The 18195-nt window shown below is 44.3% G+C and carries 16 protein-coding genes and 1 pseudogene; 12 read left to right on the forward strand and 5 right to left on the reverse strand.

The features are described 5' to 3' along the window. The 4 genes and pseudogenes from EAE90_RS16470 to EAE90_RS16485 form a co-directional block, all read left to right on the forward strand. Positions 1 to 102 (forward strand): annotated as a pseudogene (locus EAE90_RS16470) (IS30 family transposase); the annotation flags it as partial. A 461-nt stretch (positions 103 to 563) separates the two neighbouring features. Then, on the forward strand, positions 564 to 1451 hold the full coding sequence (locus EAE90_RS16475) for an outer membrane protein OmpK (RefSeq protein ID WP_339921654.1): 888 nt from the start codon (positions 564 to 566) through the stop codon (positions 1449 to 1451). 25 nt (positions 1452 to 1476) lie between these two features. Continuing rightward, positions 1477 to 2751 (forward strand): MFS transporter, encoded by a 1275-nt coding sequence (locus tag EAE90_RS16480; protein WP_214054390.1) that lies wholly within the window; start codon positions 1477 to 1479, stop codon positions 2749 to 2751. Positions 2752 to 2818: 67 nt separating this feature from the next. After that, on the forward strand, positions 2819 to 3874 hold the full coding sequence (locus EAE90_RS16485; RefSeq protein WP_214054391.1) for an LLM class flavin-dependent oxidoreductase: 1056 nt from the start codon (positions 2819 to 2821) through the stop codon (positions 3872 to 3874). A gap of 107 nt (positions 3875 to 3981) precedes the next feature. Here EAE90_RS16485 and ybbP read toward each other — a convergent pair whose 3' ends face one another. Further along, the gene (gene ybbP / locus EAE90_RS16490; RefSeq protein ID WP_214054392.1) at positions 3982 to 6414 is read right to left on the reverse strand and encodes a putative ABC transporter permease subunit YbbP; all 2433 of its coding nucleotides are present in this window, start codon (positions 6412 to 6414) and stop codon (positions 3982 to 3984) included. Then, positions 6411 to 7097, reverse strand: coding sequence for a putative ABC transporter ATP-binding protein YbbA (ybbA, locus tag EAE90_RS16495; RefSeq protein WP_214054393.1), 687 nt, complete (start codon positions 7095 to 7097; stop codon positions 6411 to 6413). Before ybbA ends, ybbP begins: the two co-directional genes overlap by 4 nt. On the opposite strand from ybbA, the gene tesA reads away from it, so the two are divergent. The 5 genes from tesA (at position 7068) to EAE90_RS16520 (ending at position 10865) form a co-directional block, all read left to right on the forward strand. Next, a complete protein-coding gene (gene tesA / locus EAE90_RS16500) occupies positions 7068 to 7700 on the forward strand; it encodes a multifunctional acyl-CoA thioesterase I/protease I/lysophospholipase L1 (RefSeq protein WP_200868749.1) in 633 nt (210 codons plus the stop codon). The genes ybbA and tesA overlap by 30 nt on opposite strands. Positions 7701 to 7750: 50 nt before the next feature. After that, complete coding sequence (locus EAE90_RS16505; protein WP_214054394.1) at positions 7751 to 8536, forward strand: SDR family oxidoreductase; 786 nt, start codon at positions 7751 to 7753, stop codon at positions 8534 to 8536. Positions 8537 to 8604: 68 nt separating this feature from the next. Next, the gene (locus EAE90_RS16510; RefSeq protein ID WP_214054395.1) at positions 8605 to 9462 is read left to right on the forward strand and encodes a co-chaperone YbbN; all 858 of its coding nucleotides are present in this window, start codon (positions 8605 to 8607) and stop codon (positions 9460 to 9462) included. Positions 9463 to 9486: 24 nt separating this feature from the next. Beyond that, positions 9487 to 10407: an SPFH domain-containing protein gene (locus tag EAE90_RS16515; RefSeq protein WP_036775200.1), complete on the forward strand. Its 921-nt coding sequence runs from the start codon at positions 9487 to 9489 to the stop codon at positions 10405 to 10407. Positions 10408 to 10409: 2 nt separating this feature from the next. After that, a complete protein-coding gene (locus tag EAE90_RS16520) occupies positions 10410 to 10865 on the forward strand; it encodes an NfeD family protein (protein ID WP_214054396.1) in 456 nt (151 codons plus the stop codon). On the opposite strand, the gene cueR is transcribed toward EAE90_RS16520, so the two are convergent. Next, the gene (gene cueR, locus EAE90_RS16525) at positions 10859 to 11260 is read right to left on the reverse strand and encodes a Cu(I)-responsive transcriptional regulator (RefSeq protein ID WP_214054397.1); all 402 of its coding nucleotides are present in this window, start codon (positions 11258 to 11260) and stop codon (positions 10859 to 10861) included. The two genes, EAE90_RS16520 and cueR, sit on opposite strands and share 7 nt — an antisense overlap. Positions 11261 to 11398: 138 nt before the next feature. On the opposite strand from cueR, the gene copA reads away from it, so the two are divergent. Beyond that, positions 11399 to 14134, forward strand: a complete 2736-nt coding sequence (copA, locus tag EAE90_RS16530; protein WP_214054398.1) for a copper-exporting P-type ATPase CopA — start codon at positions 11399 to 11401, stop codon at positions 14132 to 14134. 126 nt (positions 14135 to 14260) lie between these two features. Here the strand turns inward: copA and EAE90_RS16535 are convergent, their stop codons facing one another. Beyond that, positions 14261 to 14563, reverse strand: coding sequence for a type II toxin-antitoxin system PrlF family antitoxin (locus EAE90_RS16535; protein ID WP_214054399.1), 303 nt, complete (start codon positions 14561 to 14563; stop codon positions 14261 to 14263). A gap of 180 nt (positions 14564 to 14743) precedes the next feature. Here EAE90_RS16535 and EAE90_RS16540 point away from each other — a divergent pair, with 180 nt between their 5' ends. After that, entirely contained in the window at positions 14744 to 15550 is an 807-nt protein-coding gene (locus EAE90_RS16540) for a TraB/GumN family protein (RefSeq protein WP_214054400.1), read from the forward strand. A gap of 203 nt (positions 15551 to 15753) precedes the next feature. Then, the gene (gene ybaK / locus EAE90_RS16545) at positions 15754 to 16230 is read left to right on the forward strand and encodes a Cys-tRNA(Pro)/Cys-tRNA(Cys) deacylase YbaK (RefSeq protein ID WP_214054401.1); all 477 of its coding nucleotides are present in this window, start codon (positions 15754 to 15756) and stop codon (positions 16228 to 16230) included. 61 nt (positions 16231 to 16291) lie between these two features. Here the strand turns inward: ybaK and ushA are convergent, their stop codons facing one another. Continuing rightward, positions 16292 to 17950 (reverse strand): bifunctional UDP-sugar hydrolase/5'-nucleotidase UshA, encoded by a 1659-nt coding sequence (ushA, locus tag EAE90_RS16550; RefSeq protein ID WP_214054402.1) that lies wholly within the window; start codon positions 17948 to 17950, stop codon positions 16292 to 16294. Positions 17951 to 18195: the final 245 nt, after the last annotated feature.

Here is an 18195-nt window from a genome sequence, read left to right on the forward strand (position 1 = left end):
TTTGTGGTAAACCGATTAAATAATCGCCCCCGAAAAACCCGGGGAGGGAAAACCCCGAATGAATTATTTAAAGGAATACGAACATGTTTACTTCCGGATTAACGATGTTGCACTTATTATGTGAATCCAAGCAAGATAAATATTAAAAAAGACATTCTATCTCCATATTTAAAAAACAAAGCAATAATTATTTAAAGTTGAAAATAGTTTTGATTATATCAAAACAGATACTCATTTATTATTGCTATTTCTCATAGCCATTTCCCATTTAAAATTAGTTATATACTTAAGTTAACTAAAATATAATTACACAAATATTTTCACAAAACCATTAATTAACAATATTTTTCCCAATTCTCAACACCAAGTTGAATAAACAACCTATCGCTAATTAAATAATCAATGTATCGCTAACACTGAAAAATCACTAAGATTAAAATAATCTTATCTTTCTACTCCCTCTACCTTTTATCAATAAAATCAAATATCCCTTTGACAAAACCATCTTATTAGATCAATGTTAGCAACCACCAACCCGATACCGTATGAGAAAGGGAATCTTCGTGTTACTTGCCACAAAAATCCATAATACGAAAAACTACCCCCCGCTTTTTTTCACCTTAAGGCTCTCTTCTCCATTTTCTTGTACCGCTTATCCGGCAATAGCTTGGCGCTGGATAGGCACTCGATTAAAGAAGAGCAGATTACCTGCAATGCTATTATTGCTGCTGGCAATCAATCAAGCTCAAGCCAGTAACTTTGTCAACTTTCAATCTATTGATACCAGCCTTTATATGCAATTTGAAAATCGAGTCGATCCTAAAAAAACCATTTCACCGATTTTAGAGGCTTTCGGCGACTACAGTATCGGCGATATGTATGTCTATAGTATTTGGCAAAACTCACTGCAAAGTGATTACCAAGGTGACAAAAGCACCTACTATTATAAATTTGTCCCCAGAGTGAGTTTGAGTAAAGTCACTGGTAATGATATCTCTTTTGGGCCGGTAAAAGATATTTTGTTCGCTCAATGGGTTGCCAAAACTAAGGGGATAGATTACGACTATTTCCCCGGCATCAGTATTGACTGGCAAGCTAGCTGGATTAGCTGGTTGCGTACAATTTTTTATTTTGAGAATAATGCCAAAGGAAGCTGGAATGATCAGCGAATTCATATCGATTACGGTATCCCCTTCAATAATAGCTTAGGGGATTTTCGTGTCGTCGGGACTTTTGACTATACCTTAGGTTTGCATGGGCAACCCGAAACTATCGATTTCAAACCAGAATTGCACTATGATTTAGGAAAATTCCTTGGTCATCAACCTGGTCATTTATGGACTGGCATTGTTCTGAACCCAATAAAAAATAAATACAAAGTAAGAGATACACCTTATTATCGAACGGATCAATTTAGTTATGGGATCTCTATTCGATATAGTTTTTTCTGATGGCCTTTATCCTGATGGAGTCAAAATGCCCACTCAACATGACCAGTTCGGACGTACTTATCAGTGGCTCTTACTGATACTTTTGGGTTTGATTTACTTTCTGGTCACTGCAACCACATTTACTTCGCTAGGCGTTGTATTACCTAGCATGATTAAGGAGTTACACTGGAGTTGGACTGATGCCGGTTTGGGGTTCACTTTACTTGGCCTGTCATGTGGACTGTCCAGTTACCTTCCAGCAATGTTTATTCGTCGTACCGGCGTCCGCGCCACTTTGATGGTCGGTACGCTCACTTTTATCACCAGTTTTTACATCCTCTACAACACCCACAGCATTGCAGCCTATTTTACCGGTACAACATTATTAGGGATCGGCTTTAGTCTTATGGCGACGGTTCCCGGTACTTATGTCATTAGCCGACTTTTTAAAAAACAATCGCTGGCTTTTGGTGTCTATTTCACTATTGGAGGATTGGGGGGCGTGGTCGGTCCGTGGATCTATTTCCTGGCAACCATATTTTGGGAAAACTGGCGTATGCACTGGGCAATTTCCGGGATATCACTCACCCTGATTAGTTTATTAACCATTTTATTTATGCGCGAAGGTAAAAAGGAAAACGCCCACGCTGAAAGAATTAGCAAAAATCAACAAGACCAGCTCCCCACCAGTATCTATCGCACCAAGGAAATATGGAATGTCCGGCAAGCGCTGCACACCTGGCAATTCTATGCCATTGCCGCCGCTTATACCTCTTTTTTACTGTGTGGGATAACCGTTAATAGTTTTGCAGTCGCGCATATTACTGAAAATGGATTCAGTGAATCTGTTGCTGCCTCCTCGCTTAGTATTTTGGCTTTTATCAATGCATTCTCGCGATTTGCAGGAGGCGCTGTTGGTGAATGGCTCGATCCCAAAAAACTGCTTATCGGCAGTCTGTCGATAATTATCTGCGGCCTTATCGCACTCAGTGCCGCCACTTCATGGACATTTTTAATCCTGTTCACGTTGTGCATTGGCATCGGTTATGGCATGACTTTTCTGGCATCCAGTATTTTGCTGTTCAATTATTTTGGGCGCACGCCTTATCTGGAACTGTTCTCGGTGATGAATCTGATCTCTACTGCCGCCTGTATCGCCCCTTTTCTGGTGGGCGCAATTAAGGATTATTCAGGTAGTTTTACACCGGCATTTCTCATTATCGCCATACCGGTGCTAACTATTCTGATTGTCACATTCATAATGCAACCACCTTCACAAATCGTGAAGAAATGTCCTGATAACAATACATTGCTCAATTAAATTAAAAAATAAAATGAACCTATAAGATATTCCTTACCACAAACAAATGACAAACAAGGAATTCATCATGGCAAAGAAAGAATTCGGTGTATTTCTACCCATAGCGAAAGGTGGATGGATTATTTCCAAAAATACACCACCACTCGATGCTTCTTATCAGCAAAACCGTGAAGCAGCTATTCTGGCTGATCAAATTGGTTTAGATTTCATTATGTCAATGAGTAAATGGCGCGGCTTTGGCGGCGAAACGGAACATTGGGGCTGTTCGCTGGAATCCGTTACGATGATGGCTGGCATTGCCGAAGTGACTCATCATGCCCGGCTTATCGCAACCATGCATGCCGGGCTGCATAATCCCGCCGTGACAGCCAAAATGATTGCGACACTGGATCAAATTAGTGATGGCCGCGCCGGGCTGAATATTGTCTCTGGTTCATTCAAAGACGAATTTGAACAGATGGGGGAATGGGATAACAATTTAGACCACGATCAACGTTACGCAATGACCGAAGAGTGGACCCAATTGATCAAACGGCTTTGGAGTGAGAAGCAGGTTAATCATCAGGGAGATTACTTTAATTTCAAGAATTGTGTTTCTGAGCCTAAACCTGTTTCCGTTCCGCGCCCTTATTTGGTCTGTGCCGGTCAATCAGAATGTGGGCTACGTTTTAGTGTACGTAATACCGATGTATGTTTCATTGGTGGTAAAGATGAAGAAGAAACGCGACAAATTAGTCTGATGGCTAAACGTCTTGCAGCCGAATACGGCACAACCACCAAAACCTTTTGTATGTGTACGATTATTTGCGCTGAAACAGATGAAGAAGCTAAAACGCTGGCTGAGTTCTATCGTGATGGCTTGGATATAGACGCAGTTAAAAGCATGATGCACAGTTTTGGCGTCGATGTTGGCGGAAAAAGCAATGCGATGGTTGAAAGATCCCAAAATGCTTTTATGACCCACACAGCTATCGGCAACCCGGAAACATGTCGCCAACAATTGTCAGATTTGCTGCGTGAATGCGAACTGGACGGCGTTATGTTGATCTTCCCTGATTATGTTCAGGGGTTGACCATTTTCGGTGAGAAAATCTTGCCACAACTTAGAGCTGAATTTACTTAACAACGATACAACGATACAACGATAATAGGCCAATAAGCCAGGGAATGGGTTCATCACATCTCGACGAGCGATCACCCATTCCCCGAATGTCTGCAAATATCGCTCTTTTACCCCTGAACCCGCCGGTGTAATCCCGTACCCCGTAATAACCGGAGCCCCAACCCACTCCCACACAATGAAAGTAATAAGCTGCTGATTATTGGTAGTAACAGCCACATCTGCCATGCTGGTTGCCACGGAAAATCAAATACCTTGGTCTGTAATAACCAGAGCGCAACCTCAGCTCCTAATGCCGCAGTAAAACCCGCCATTAATCCAAGCAAAGCAAATTCATACCAAAGGGTACGACGCAGTAACTGTTTACCGGCTCCCAAGGTGCGGTAAACCACCAGTTCAAGTTGCCGTTGATGCATCCCTACCTGAACCTGCGCCAATAGCAGTAGTGCGCCACAGACCATGACCAACCCAACCATGACTTCCAATGCCTTACTGACCTGCTGCAAAATACCCTGAATTTGCTTAATCATCGCGCCGGTATCAAGCAGACTCAGCGTCGGAAACTGACGATTAAGATCCGTCAGAAGTCGGCCATCGCCTTCATAATGGAAACTGGTCAGCCAGGTTTGCTGTTGATTCTCTAATGCTTGTTTCGGGAAAATAAAAAAGAAATTTGGCCGCAAACTTTCCCAATCCACCCGTCGAATACTGCTAACTACAGCGCTGAATTGCTGCGTATCGCCACTGAATGTTAACTTATCGCCGATTTTAATAGCCAAACGCTCAGCAAGTCCTTGCTCAATAGAAACCTCATTCTCCTTCGGCGGCCAGTGACCTGCCTCCAGGGTATTAAACGGGGGTAACTCCTCTTTCCATGTCAGGTTCAACTCCCGCTGCACCGTGTTGCTATCCGATTCCCTAGCCTCTGCCCACGCGATGGCTGACTGACCATTAATTTCCGTCAAGCGGGCCAATACCACCGGATAGAATGCCGAAGGTTTAACCTGATACTGAGCCAGCAAATTTTCTACTTGCGGAATTTGCTGTCCAGTCATATTAATCAGAAAATAGTTCGGACTATCCGGTGGTAATTGTTGCTGCCAACGGTCAAGCAAATCTCCCCGGACTACCAGCAACAAAGCAAATAACATAAATGATAAAGAGAAAGCCGCCAATTGAGCTACTGTCTGAAATGGCTGCCGCAGTAGTCGATTAACCGCCAGACGAAAACTGAGTTGACGAAGTTTCAGGTGACGTAATAACCACAATCCACCCCAACCAAACACCGCCAGCAACAGTGCAACCATGACCATGCCAGCCAGTAACGCCCATAACATAGGTTTGGTTCCAACCAACAAGCTCAGCCCGCTAATGACCATCAATGCCGCCAACGGCAGGTAATAGCGTAACGGCCAGATAGGCGCGATAACATCATCACGCAGCACCCGTGATGGTTGGGTTGCCATTAATTGTTTGTACGGACGTATTCCCACCAGCAAGGCAATAACAGATAACGCGCCTAACGCCCATATCCACGGCCAGAATCCAGCTACCGGTAAAGTCTTCGGCAGCATAGGCGCCAAAATCTGCACGAGCAGATATTCAAACATTAATCCCAGCAGTGTTCCCACCAGCGCCGCCGCAATCAATATCACCAGCCATTGACCAATCACCCATTTACGCAACGCCCAACGTCCCGCACCAAGTGTTTTAAGCACAGCAATCAAATCATGGCGGCTACGGCAATAGTGAGTCATTGATACTGCTACCGCAGCGACAGCAAGTAATAACGTCAGCAAAGCCGATAACAACAAGAATTGCTGTGCCCTCTCAATAGATTTTGCCAGCGCCCCGCTATCTTGTTTCAAGGTATACCAGCGCTGATCCGCTTTAAGTTGGGGATCAATGAGCTGCTGATATTGATAAATCGCGTCTTTATCGCCCGAAAACATATAACGATAAGTGAGACGGCTACCCGGCTGAATCGCCCCGGTAGATTGCGCATCATCAAGGTTAATCAAAATCCTTGGGGCAATCTGAAAGGGATTGAAACCACTGTCAGGTTCCTGAATTAATTCTCCGCTCACCCTAAGCGTGGTATCACCTACATCCAGATTATCCCCCACTTTGATTTTCAACAATTCCAACAAACGAGGCGCGACCAGCACTGTGCCTTTTTCCACTTTCAAACCCGGTGGATGGGTTTCCAGTTCCCCATACAATGGATAGTCATGGTCCGCAGCTTTTACATTAGCAAGTTGAGGAATGTCCCCGGCATAAGTCATTGTGGTGAAAGAGAGCTGGCGACTCAATTTTAATCCCAAGTTTTTCGCCTGTTGTAACCACTCATCGTCTACCGGATAAGCCGCTCGCAGGACTAAATCCCCCGCCAGAAAATCCCGGCTCTGGTAATGAACACTTTGATCAATGCGATCACTGATCCTGCCCAAAGCCAATACACAAGCTACCGCCAAGGTAAGAGATAACCAGACAATCAGTAAAGAAGGGGTACGCCATTCACGCCAAAACCAACGCCAAATCATCTTTCTTCCCTCAATTTACCATCAATCAACCGCAAACAACGTTGACAACGGGCCGCAAGCTGGCTGTCATGCGTCACCAGAATTAACGTTGTGGCATAATCACGATTCAAAGAAAACAGTAAATCAGCAATCCGATCACCGGTTTGCCGATCCAGATTACCTGTCGGCTCATCAGCAAACAGAATTTTGGGCTGGCTGCTGAATGCCCGTGCCAACGCCACCCTCTGTTGTTCACCGCCAGAAAGTTGTGCTGGCATATGTTTCAAACGTTTTCCCAATCCCAACTGTTCCAGCAATTCAACCGCTTGCTTCCTGCTACTCTGTTCAGATTCGCCACGCAATAAAGCAGGAAGCTGAACATTTTCCAGTGCGTTTAACGTCGGAATTAACATAAATGACTGAAAGACAAAACCAACACTTTCGGCCCGTAGTTGCGCCCGCTGTTCCTCGTTCATCTGGCTTAAATTATGTCCTAGCAGCCGAACCTCGCCGTCACTGCCATCATCTAACCCGGCAATAATGCCAAGCAATGTGGATTTACCCGAACCCGATTCTCCCACCAAAGCAATAGTCTGTGCCGACTCGACAACCAACTCGACTCCCTGCAATATAGTGATCTTATTTTCTCCCTGACCAACGTGCTTACTAAGATGCTGAACTTCAAGAATACTCCCCGTTACCATTTACTTTTCCTTTTATTAGTGATGCTATTTGGCGCCAGAGCGACTGCGGCTGATACCCTGCTGATTCTCGGTGATAGCCTTAGTGCCGGTTATCATCTGCCCATTGAGCAGTCATGGCCTGCTTTGATGGAAAAAAAGTGGCAGAAATCCGGTAATAAAATCACGGTCATCAATGGCAGTATCAGCGGTAACACCGCCGCTCAGGGCCTTGAGAGACTACCGGAATTACTTAAACAACATAAACCCCGTTGGGTGCTGATAGAACTGGGCGCCAACGATGGACTCCGCGGTTTTCCTCCACAACAAACAGAACAAGATCTGCAACAGATCATTACTTTAGTGAAACAAGCCAATATTCAGCCTTTATTAATGCAGATCCGTCTGCCGCCAAATTATGGTCGCCGTTATACCGAATCTTTTGCCAAGATTTATCCCAAACTGGCAGAACACAATCAAATCCCCCTGCTGCCGTTTTATATGGAGCAAGTCGCCATTAAACCGGAGTGGGTGCAACAAGATGGATTACATCCTAATCTGGCAGCCCAACCATTTATCGCCGACTGGATGTCTGACACACTATCAGCACATCTTAATTATTCTTAAGTAGTAAACTATTAGTTTCAACAAATTGATGTCTATACGCAGGTAAAGTTATGCAAAAGTCAGTTCTTATCACAGGCTGTTCCAGTGGAATTGGTCTGGTGGCGGCCAAAACACTACATCAGCGGGGCTACAGAGTATTAGCAGCCTGCCGGAAACCCGCAGATTTACAGCATATGCGCGAGTTAGGACTGGAACCTATCGAATTGGATCTTGATGACAAAATGAGTGTTGAACGCGCCGCCGCCGAGGTCATCAGACTCACCAATGGCCGTCTTTACGGGCTGTTTAATAACGGCGGCTTTGGTATTTATGGCCCATTAAATACAATCAGTCGTGAACAACTGGAACGGCAATTCTCTACTAATCTATTTGGTACACATCAACTTACCTGCTTATTACTTCCAGCAATGCAACTTCATGGTGAAGGCCGTATTATCCAAACCAGTTCAGTTATGGGACTGATTTCAACCCCTGGCCGCGGTGCTTACTCTGCCAGTAAATACGCCTTGGAAGCTTGGTCAGATGCATTAAGAATGGAATTAGCCGGAACCGGAATTAAAGCTTGTCTGATTGTCCCCGGCCCGATAAAAACACGTTTTTCAGAAAACGTGAATCAAACGCAAAGCGATAAACCTGTCAGAAACCCCAGGATCGCCCGTCATTTTACCCTAACCCCCGAAGCCGTTGTGCGCAAACTGATCCATGCTCTGGAAAGTCCAAACCCCAAATTACGTTATCCCGTGACTTGGATAACCCACGCAGTCACTATTATGCGCCGGATTTTGCCGGGAAGAGTGATGGATAAAATACTGAGTAAGCAGAGTGGTACAACTTGAAAGTTAAGAAAATAACCTCAATCTATTTAATTATACCCTGCGACAACCAAATTTAAGAGACTAATTATATGTTACCAACCTCTACTGGAATTAATGTTAACGAAAGCAACCTACATCAAACTGTTGAACAGTCTATGACTGTACCTGTTTTATTTTATTTTTGGTCTGAACGTAGTCCCCATTGCCAAGAATTAGGCGTAATACTGGATAAACTGGCAGCAGAATATGCAAATCAATTCATATTGGCAAAAGTGGATTGCGATAAAGAGCAAATGGTCGCTGCACAATTTGGCTTACGAGCCATTCCTACGGTTTATATTATGCAACAAGGCCAACCTGTAGATGGTTTTCAGGGGCCACAACCTGAAACCGTTATCAGAGAGATGCTTGCCCGCGTATTACCCAAGCCGGAAGAGTTGAAAGCCGCTCAGGCTGAGGAACTCATCGCAGCAGGAAAACATCAAGAAGCGCTACCACTACTGAAAGAAGCCTGGCAATTAGCCCCCAAAAACAGTGAAATTGCACTTATGTTGACCAAAGTGCAAATTATGCTCAATAATATAGAAGAAGCCCAGGAAATTCTGAGTCTTATTCCATTACAGGACCAAGATACTCATTATCACAGTTTACTGGCTCAAATTGAGTTACAAAAGCAAGCGGCGGATACACCAGAGATCCAACAATTGCAGCAAGAGTTCGCCATTCAACCAGAAAATGCAGAGCTGGCTGTTAAGCTCTCGCTGAAACTGCACGAAGTCAGCCGTAATGAAGAAGCTCTGGAATTATTACTTAGCTTCCTGAAAAAGGACCTTTCTGCTGCCAATGGCGCAGTACGAAAAACAATGATGGATATTATGTCTGCAATGGGGACCAGTAACACCCTGGCTTCGAAATACCGTCGCCAGGTTTATTCGCTGCTGTACTGATTTATTTAATTGTAAGGAATTGCTATGGATTTATTCGCTTTTGGTGCCGTACCCATTCTGATCTTTATTGCGGTGGTTATTGTCTTTACTTGCGTAAAAACCGTGCCACAAGGTTATCAATGGACGGTAGAGCGCTTCGGTCGTTATACCCGAACTTTATTACCGGGTTTACATATTATCGTCCCGTTTATCGATCGCATTGGTCGTAAAATCAATATGATGGAACAAGTGTTGGATATTCCTTCACAGGAGGTGATTTCCCGCGATAACGCTAATGTTACCATTGATGCGGTCTGCTTCATTCAGGTTGTCGATCCTGTTCGAGCGGCTTATGAAGTCAGCAACCTTGAACTATCCATTATCAATCTGACGATGACCAACTTCCGTACCGTTTTGGGTTCAATGGAACTGGATGAAATGCTGTCACAGCGTGATTCTATCAACAGCCGTCTATTGCATATTGTTGATGAAGCCACTAACCCTTGGGGGGTGAAAATTACCCGTATTGAAATCCGTGATGTGCGTCCACCCAAAGAGTTGATCTCTGCCATGAACGCCCAGATGAAAGCAGAACGTACAAAACGTGCTGATATTCTGGAAGCGGAAGGTATCCGTCAGGCAGCTATTCTGAAAGCAGAAGGAGAAAAACAGTCTCAAATTCTGAAAGCGGAAGGGGAACGTCAATCGGCATTTCTCCAGGCAGAAGCACGTGAACGTGCCGCCGAAGCGGAAGCTCGCGCAACTAAAATGGTGTCCGATGCGATTGCTGACGGCAACATGCAGGCAATTAACTACTTTGTGGCCCAGAAATACACGGATGCACTGACCAGTATTGGCGCTTCCGATAACAGCAAAGTCATTATGATGCCTCTGGAAGCAAGCAACCTAATGGGTGCGATTGGCGGTATTACTGAATTGATTGGCGAAAGCAAAAAAGGTAAGTAATCATGATTGCACAGATTGCGGCTCAAACACCCTGGCTCTGGTTCTCTTTTGGCGGCTTACTGTTAATTGCAGAGCTTCTTGGAACTGGCGGCTATCTGTTATGGACGGGGATAGCCGCTATCGTTGTTGCGTTTGTCACCTGGCTGCTACCAGGAATAGATTGGGAATGGCAAGGTGTTTTGTTTGCCACTCTGACGCTGCTTTCCGCAATGCTATGGCGCTACTGGTTACGTCGCCGCCCATCAAAAGGCAGCGATAACCTGAACCAGAAAGAGCACCAACTCATCGGTATTCGAGCCAAACTGACTACCGATACTGAAAATGGTTACAGCCGGATCAAACTGGCTGATGGAAGCTGGCGGGTTCACTGTAATAGTGAACTACCCGCCAATACCGAAGTAGAGGTAATCGCTGTTGATGGCATTACCCTGAAAGTAAAACCGGTCAGTTCTCAGTGATGAGAGCAACAACCCGATAAATGATCTATGATGGGGCATTCAGCCCCATCATCTCCAGGGCACTCTTCCGCCAAAGATAACAATTTACTTCTCATTTTCTGCAACTCCTCAATCGCCTTTTCTATTTCAGTCACTTTATGCAATGTTGCCGCTTTTACATCGGCGCTATGACGATTGGGATTGCGAAATAACACTAAAAATTCACGGCATTCATCAAGCGTAAAACCGACCTGTTTCGCCTGACGCAACAGCGTTAATTCATCAATATGTTTCTGCTGATAATAACGGTAGCCGTTATCCCCCCTTTCCGGCGGTGTAATCAGATCTTTTTCTTCATAAAACCGAATAGCTTTACTGGTAAGACCGGTTTTTTGAGCAACTTCACTGATGTTCATTTTTTCCCCTTGACCTTACCCTTGCGGGAAGGTTTAACCTTCGCAACAAGTCAGAAACTCACTTGAACTGTGTAGATATCATCAATTATCACACAGGTGTGAAGAATAATTACATCACTATGTGTTAGGAGTTTTTTTATGTCACACACAATTATTTTAACCTTGCAGGGACTCTCCTGTATGCATTGTGTTAACAATGTGAAAAAGGCACTAGCAAATCGTGCAGATGTGGAACAGGCGGATATTACGATTGATTATGCCAAAATCATCGGCACAGCCCCTGCTGCATCATTAATCGAAACCATTCAAGCAGCCGGTTACGATGCGATAATCGCCAACCAACCCGATATTGAACTAACACTTTCTGGCTTGAGTTGCATGCATTGTGCAGGTACGACACGTAAAGCGCTGGAGGCCGTAGATGGCGTTATCGCCGCAGAGGTGAATACTGAAACGGCTAAAATTTACGGTAAAGCCGATGTTGCTATCCTGATTGCCGCCGTTGAGCAGGCGGGTTATCACGCAAAACTCGCTTCTGGTCAAAACTCCCCAAAATCTGAGCCGCTGACATTACCTGCTTCAAACAGACCGGAACCTTTGGCAGCGGCAACCTCTTCTGTTCCGGTCGAAAAAACTGACGCTTCCGTTGTGAGTGATAGCGATGAAAGCATCCAGTTGCTGTTGGACGGCATGACTTGTGCCAGTTGCGTGAACAAAGTTCAGAAAGCATTACAAGGTGTTGATGGCGTGGAAAATGCCAGAGTGAATCTTGCTGAACGCAGCGCGTTAATTACCGGTAGCGCCTCATCAGAGGCACTGATTAAAGCAGTAGAAAAAGCCGGCTATGGCGCAGAACTGATTCAGGACGAAGCTGAGCGGCGTGAACGCCAGCAACAAGTTTCTGACGCCAATATGCGCCGTTTTCGTTGGCAGTCAGCGTTAGCCTTGGTCGTCGGTATTCCCGTGATGGTATGGGGCATGATGGGCGACAATATGATGCTCACACCTGAAAACCAATATATCTGGCTGACTATCGGCGTTATCACGCTTGCCGTGATGATTTTTGCCGGTGGTCACTTCTATCGCAATGCGTGGCAAAGCCTGAAAAACGGTAGCGCCACAATGGACACATTAGTGGCATTGGGAACAGGTGCAGCCTGGCTTTATTCCATCAGCGTTAACCTATGGCCAGATATTTTTCCACCACAAGCCCGCCATCTCTATTATGAAGCCAGCGCGATGATTATTGGTCTGATAAACCTGGGTCATGCTCTGGAACAACGCGCCCGTCAGCGCTCCTCAAAAGCGCTGGAGCGTCTGCTGGATCTGACGCCACCAACCGCCCGTGTGGTGACAGAAGATGGCGAAAAAGAGATACAACTGGCTGATGTCAAACCCGGCATGACGTTACGTTTGGCAACCGGTGATCGTGTTCCCGTTGATGGTGAAATCATTCAAGGTGAGGTTTGGATAGATGAGGCAATGCTCACCGGCGAGCCGATTCCACAGCAGAAATCCAAAGGCGATAACATTCATGCCGGTACGACAGTGCAAGATGGTACGGTGCTGTTTACTGCCGCCGCAGTTGGCAGCCAGACAACATTAGCACGAATTATTAAACTGGTCCGTCAGGCGCAAAGTAGTAAGCCCGAAATCGGTCAGTTAGCAGATAAAATTTCCGCCGTATTTGTTCCTGTTGTTGTCGCCATTGCCCTGATTGCCGGCGCTATTTGGTATTTCGTTGGGCCAGCACCACAGATTATGTATTCATTGGTCATTATTACCACTGTGTTGATTATTGCCTGTCCCTGTGCCCTTGGGTTGGCAACCCCGATGTCAATTATCTCTGGTGTCGGCCGGGCGGCAGAATTTGGGGTGCTGGTGCGGGATGCCGATGCGCTGCAACAAGCCAGCACCTTGGATACCCTTGTTTTCGATAAAACCGGTACGTTGACGGAAGGTATGCCTCAAGTGACTGATATCCATACTTTTAATGGGTACAGTGAACAAGAAGTATTACGTTGGGCTGGCGCACTGGAGCAAGGTTCTAACCATCCATTAGCTAAAGCTATTCTTGCCAAAACCGCAGGATTGGCGTTGCCACAAGTTGAACAATTCCGCACTCTGGCTGGACTCGGTATCAGTGGTGAAGTGAATGGCACAATCTTGTTGCTAGGTAATCAAGCATGGTTAGAACAAAATCAGGTTGATACGCAAGAATTAAAACCGCTGATTGCGCAACAGGCAGAACAAGGCATCACACCGGTTCTTCTGGCAGCAGGAGGTAAGGCGGCGGCAGTGCTATCAATTCGCGATCCACTACGTGAAGATACCCGAACCGCATTAGAACGTTTACATCACCAAGGCTACCGTTTAGTGATGTTGACCGGTGATAATCCGGCTACTGCTAATGCGATTGCAAAAGAAGCAGGTATTGATCAAGTGATTGCGGGTGTATTGCCTGATGGCAAGGCTGAGGCAATTCAGAAACTGCAAGCAGCAGGTCGCAAGGTGGCTATGGTCGGAGATGGTATTAACGATGCTCCTGCCCTGGCGCAGGCTGATGTGGGCATTGCAATGGGTGGTGGTAGTGATATCGCCATTGAAACCGCCGCAATAACACTGATGCGCCATAGTTTACATGGCGTGGCTGATGCGGTTGAGCTATCCAAAGGCACTCTGCGCAATATGAAACAGAACCTATTAGGCGCATTTATCTACAATACATTGGGGATTCCCATCGCCGCTGGTGTGCTCTATCCCTTTACTGGAACCCTGTTAGATCCGGTAGTCGCAGGTGCGGCAATGGCGCTCTCTTCAATTACGGTAGTGAGTAATGCTAATCGATTACTGAGGTTTAAACCTAAATTCTGAATCACTAAAGAAATAAGTCTGCTTTAATGATGTTGGGGTGAATCGTAAAAATGCATATCCATGATCGCATTTTACACTTCTACCCCAGCACTTTTTCATGTAGCAATGTCCGTCCACGTTACTGCATCAAATCATCACATCTCCGACAATGTTTTCATTCAGATCGATAACGTGCCCCGTATTGTGTTGCATAGCCTCGTCCAGTTCCTTAGGTAAATCACTCACATACCCGGTCTGAATGTCGGCAGACAGCAAGTCAAGGAATGCCCCAATTAACGGGTCTTCCTGTTCAACTCTTACATTAGTCACAACAACCTCACCATTACGCAACTCAAAGGCCAATTTGCTGCCAGTATCAACACCCAATACCTGACGGATGGACCAAGGTAACATGATCTGACCTTTAACAAGCTCATAAATACCTGACATAACAAATCTCTAGTTACCATTTTCAAAGAACTAGAAAAGTAAATACAGCGGTCAAGTAAAATCTCCTTGTATACTGAATAGTAGTCAAAGAACATTCAATAGAAATGGATAGAGATACAGTTGTAATATTAACCTAGAAAAATAGCTAGTTTAAAGAATAAATGCTAAACCGGAGCTAAAATGGGACGACTGATTAAACACCTTACCAATATATTAGGAATCAATGCCTTCCACCGTTATCCCTATCCCGCTCACGATATTACACTGGCAGGTGATAGACATTTGCATCTAGTAGGCAGTATTCATATGGGTACGGAAAATATGTTCCCACTTTCAGAAATATTGATAGAACAGCTTAATCAATCCGATACATTAATCGTGGAAGCAGATATTACTCAGGCAGACTCCCCATTTCATGATGAGTTTCAATCATATCACCGTATCGAACAACGTTTATCTTCTGAGATGTATCAGAATTTTCAGGACTGTTGCCATGAAATCCAACAGCAAGAAGAATTCCTCAATCTATTACCCTCATGGCAAATCGCTTTAATTTTACAAGCTGGACAAGCACAAAACCTTGGATTACATCCCCAATACGGTATCGATTATCAACTCCTGAATGCAGCCAAAGCTCTAGGGAAAACGATCATTGAACTGGAAGGTACTGAATCACAAATTAATTTACTTAATCAAATTCCCAATAACGGCCTGCCACTATTGGAAGATACATTAACCCATTGGCACGCAAATGCCCGCGCTTTACAAACCATGATCAGTTGGTGGATGGACTATCAACCTAAACAGCAAGAGCATGCTTTACCAACCACTTTTAGTAAAGAGATATACCAACTATTGATGACTGAACGTAATAAACGATGGAATAAGTGTTTACGGGGATTACCTGCCGGTCGATACCTCGTTGCTGTTGGCGTTTTGCATCTGTATGGTGAAGGGAATTTGCCCAAGATGCTGGCAGAAGAATAACATTAAAAAAAGGCCAATATTACATACATTACTATAATAATATTGGCCAATCATATGAGGAATAATCTGTCATTTTTGTTGTTCTTAAGTGCGGGATATTACCTGTTTGTATACAAGCAACAGAGCCATAGTCAGATTATCAATTCCATCATTCCATTTCATCCTTTATTCTTAATTACAAAATCATCCTATGTAATGAAATTATGACACCTGCGATCATTTTGTTAGAAAAACAGAAAGTTAGCTTCGCTCTTCATACCTATGAGCACGACACAAATGAACATAACTTTGGTGATGAAGCCGTGAGGAAATTAAGACTCGATGCCAGGCAAGTATTCAAAACCTTACTGGTTGCACTCAATAGTGAGGCTAAAAATTTGGTGGTAGCCGTCACCCCCGTTTCAAGTGAGCTGGACTTAAAAAAGGTTGCCAAAGTTTTTAAAGTCAAAAAAGCAGAAATCGCTGATCCCCAAATCGCTCAGAAAGTGACAGGATATCTCGTCGGCGGAATCAGTCCGTTAGGGCAGAAAAAACTCTTGCCAACGGTTATTGATAATCAAGCGCAACAGTTCCCAACTATATTTGTCTCTGGTGGTAAACGAGGATTAGATATTGAATTGGCGCCGTCTGATCTCTGTAGGTTAGTGAGAGGCAACTTCGCTGATATTGCAAAAGTTTAAATTATTACCCAAAAAGGGCTGCCAAAATTGCAGCCCTTTCGATTTATCATTCTGTCAGAGATTATTGATGAATAATTTCACCTTTTGGCTCATAATCAGTCGCTTTCAGTGGTGAATGCTTCTCGATATAGTCTTTCAAAACTTCTGCATCAACAAAACCGGTGTTGACATAGGTTGGATAATTATCAACACGTGGATAACCATCACCACCAATAGCATTAAAGTCAAGCATTGCCATACGGTAAGTTTTATTCGGCTCTAGTGGCTTTCCACCAATTTTTACCTCTTTAACACCTTTACCATCTGCAATCAGGCTAACATTCACAAACTGTGCATAAGCACCGGAGTCAACTTTCATATTGGCAATCACCGCCAGATATTGTTTGACTTCATTGCCTTTCATATCAACGTAAACCAATGTGTTAGCAAATGGATGCACTTTCAACACATCTTTATAAGTGATATCGCCTGATTCAATTGAATCACGAATACCACCACCACTCATAATCGCAAAATCAGCATCTGCGCGTTCCATCATGGCAGAAAGAGCAACATGAGCCATATTAGTCTGAACAAAACGAACTTTGCTGCGATCCCCTTCCAATTTACCCTCAATAGAACCCACTTTTACACCAAGCTGTTTATCACCTTTATCCTGATAAGGCATCAACAACTTTAACATATCCGGGTTTTGTGCAATTTCATGAGTGTAGTAAGCACGTTCAGTAGAACCGTCCGCTTTCTGCACTTTCTTTTTGAGGTTAATAGGGATCAACTGATAGTGAGTCAGCGTCAATTCACCATTACGGAATTGAAAATCAGCTCGACCAACATATTTACCCCACTCATGAGCCTGAACAATCCAAGTACCGTTCTGACGATCCGGCGAACACGGCGTTCCTGGCACATAATCGATCTGTTTATAATTTTTATTTTCCGCAGACATACAGACCGGATCTTGTGAATGACCACCGACAATCATATCCAGATAGCCCGCAGGCAAACTACGCGCCATTTCAACATCACCCGGCGCATTAGAACCATGATTACCGTTGTCATAGTGCCCCATATGGGTTGCGGCAATAATCACATCTGGCTTTTCATCTCTCTTAAGTTCTTCAACCACCATTTTGGCTTCTGTCGCCGGAACACGAAATTCAACATCAGGAAAATTAGCCGGATTACCGATTTTCGCCGTATCATCAGTCGTCAAGCCAATAACAGCAATTTTCACACCCTGTTTATCGAAAATGGTATAAGGCTTGAACAAACGTTTGCCGGTGCTTGTCTGGTAAATATTGGCAGCCAGAAATGGAAAATTTGCCCATTTTTCCTGTTGACGCAGTATTGACAGAGGATTATCAAACTCATGGTTCCCCAATGCCATTGCATCATAGCCAACCAAATTCATGCCCTTAAAATCAGGTTCAGCATTTTGCAAATCAGATTCTGGTACACCGGTATTAATATCTCCGCCGGAAAGTAGCAACACACTACCACCTTTTTTCACGACCTCCTGACGGATCTCATCAACTACCGTTTTTTGAGCGGCCAAACCATACTCACCATAATCGTTATGCCAAAAATGACCATGATGGTCATTGGTGTGCAAGATGGTAATGTCATAGGTTTTGTCTTTCTCCCATGCTTTTGCAATTGCTGGAAGTAGCGCTATAGATACAACCAAAGCACAAGCTGAGGTCTTGAACGAGCATTTCATGGTATATCTCCATGCTTTTTTAGTGAATTGCCATGCAGAAACAGCTTCAAAAGCTAACAAGGCGGGATAAATTGATCATTTCTTGAGATAGGCTATGTATGTTATGCAGTTATTAGGTATTTAGAACACGTTTTATTTCATCTTTGCGAGTGTACTATAAAACTATATCCAAGATAGTAAAAAATCAATTCTCTGACTAATATGGATTAAAATTCAACAAATAACCTATATATTGGCTACATGAT

The sequence above is a fragment of the Photorhabdus caribbeanensis genome (assembly GCF_018448885.1).
GTDB classification, from domain to species: domain Bacteria; phylum Pseudomonadota; class Gammaproteobacteria; order Enterobacterales; family Enterobacteriaceae; genus Photorhabdus; species Photorhabdus caribbeanensis.

What these genes read in the sequence shown, in the direction of transcription:
- EAE90_RS16535 (WP_214054399.1), bottom strand. Translation starts at nt 14,563, where the DNA reads ATGTCAGGTATTTATGAGCTTGTTAAAGGTCAGATCATGTTACCTTGG.
- ybbA (WP_214054393.1), bottom strand. Translation starts at nt 7,097, where the DNA reads ATGGTAACGGGGAGTATTCTTGAAGTTCAGCATCTTAGTAAGCACGTT.
- EAE90_RS16520 (WP_214054396.1), top strand. Translation starts at nt 10,410, where the DNA reads ATGATTGCACAGATTGCGGCTCAAACACCCTGGCTCTGGTTCTCTTTT.
- EAE90_RS16505 (WP_214054394.1), top strand. Translation starts at nt 7,751, where the DNA reads ATGCAAAAGTCAGTTCTTATCACAGGCTGTTCCAGTGGAATTGGTCTG.
- ushA (WP_214054402.1), bottom strand. Translation starts at nt 17,950, where the DNA reads ATGAAATGCTCGTTCAAGACCTCAGCTTGTGCTTTGGTTGTATCTATA.
- EAE90_RS16480 (WP_214054390.1), top strand. Translation starts at nt 1,477, where the DNA reads ATGCCCACTCAACATGACCAGTTCGGACGTACTTATCAGTGGCTCTTA.
- ybaK (WP_214054401.1), top strand. Translation starts at nt 15,754, where the DNA reads ATGACACCTGCGATCATTTTGTTAGAAAAACAGAAAGTTAGCTTCGCT.
- cueR (WP_214054397.1), bottom strand. Translation starts at nt 11,260, where the DNA reads ATGAACATCAGTGAAGTTGCTCAAAAAACCGGTCTTACCAGTAAAGCT.
- copA (WP_214054398.1), top strand. Translation starts at nt 11,399, where the DNA reads ATGTCACACACAATTATTTTAACCTTGCAGGGACTCTCCTGTATGCAT.
- ybbP (WP_214054392.1), bottom strand. Translation starts at nt 6,414, where the DNA reads ATGATTTGGCGTTGGTTTTGGCGTGAATGGCGTACCCCTTCTTTACTG.
- EAE90_RS16485 (WP_214054391.1), top strand. Translation starts at nt 2,819, where the DNA reads ATGGCAAAGAAAGAATTCGGTGTATTTCTACCCATAGCGAAAGGTGGA.
- EAE90_RS16540 (WP_214054400.1), top strand. Translation starts at nt 14,744, where the DNA reads ATGGGACGACTGATTAAACACCTTACCAATATATTAGGAATCAATGCC.
- EAE90_RS16510 (WP_214054395.1), top strand. Translation starts at nt 8,605, where the DNA reads ATGTTACCAACCTCTACTGGAATTAATGTTAACGAAAGCAACCTACAT.
- EAE90_RS16515 (WP_036775200.1), top strand. Translation starts at nt 9,487, where the DNA reads ATGGATTTATTCGCTTTTGGTGCCGTACCCATTCTGATCTTTATTGCG.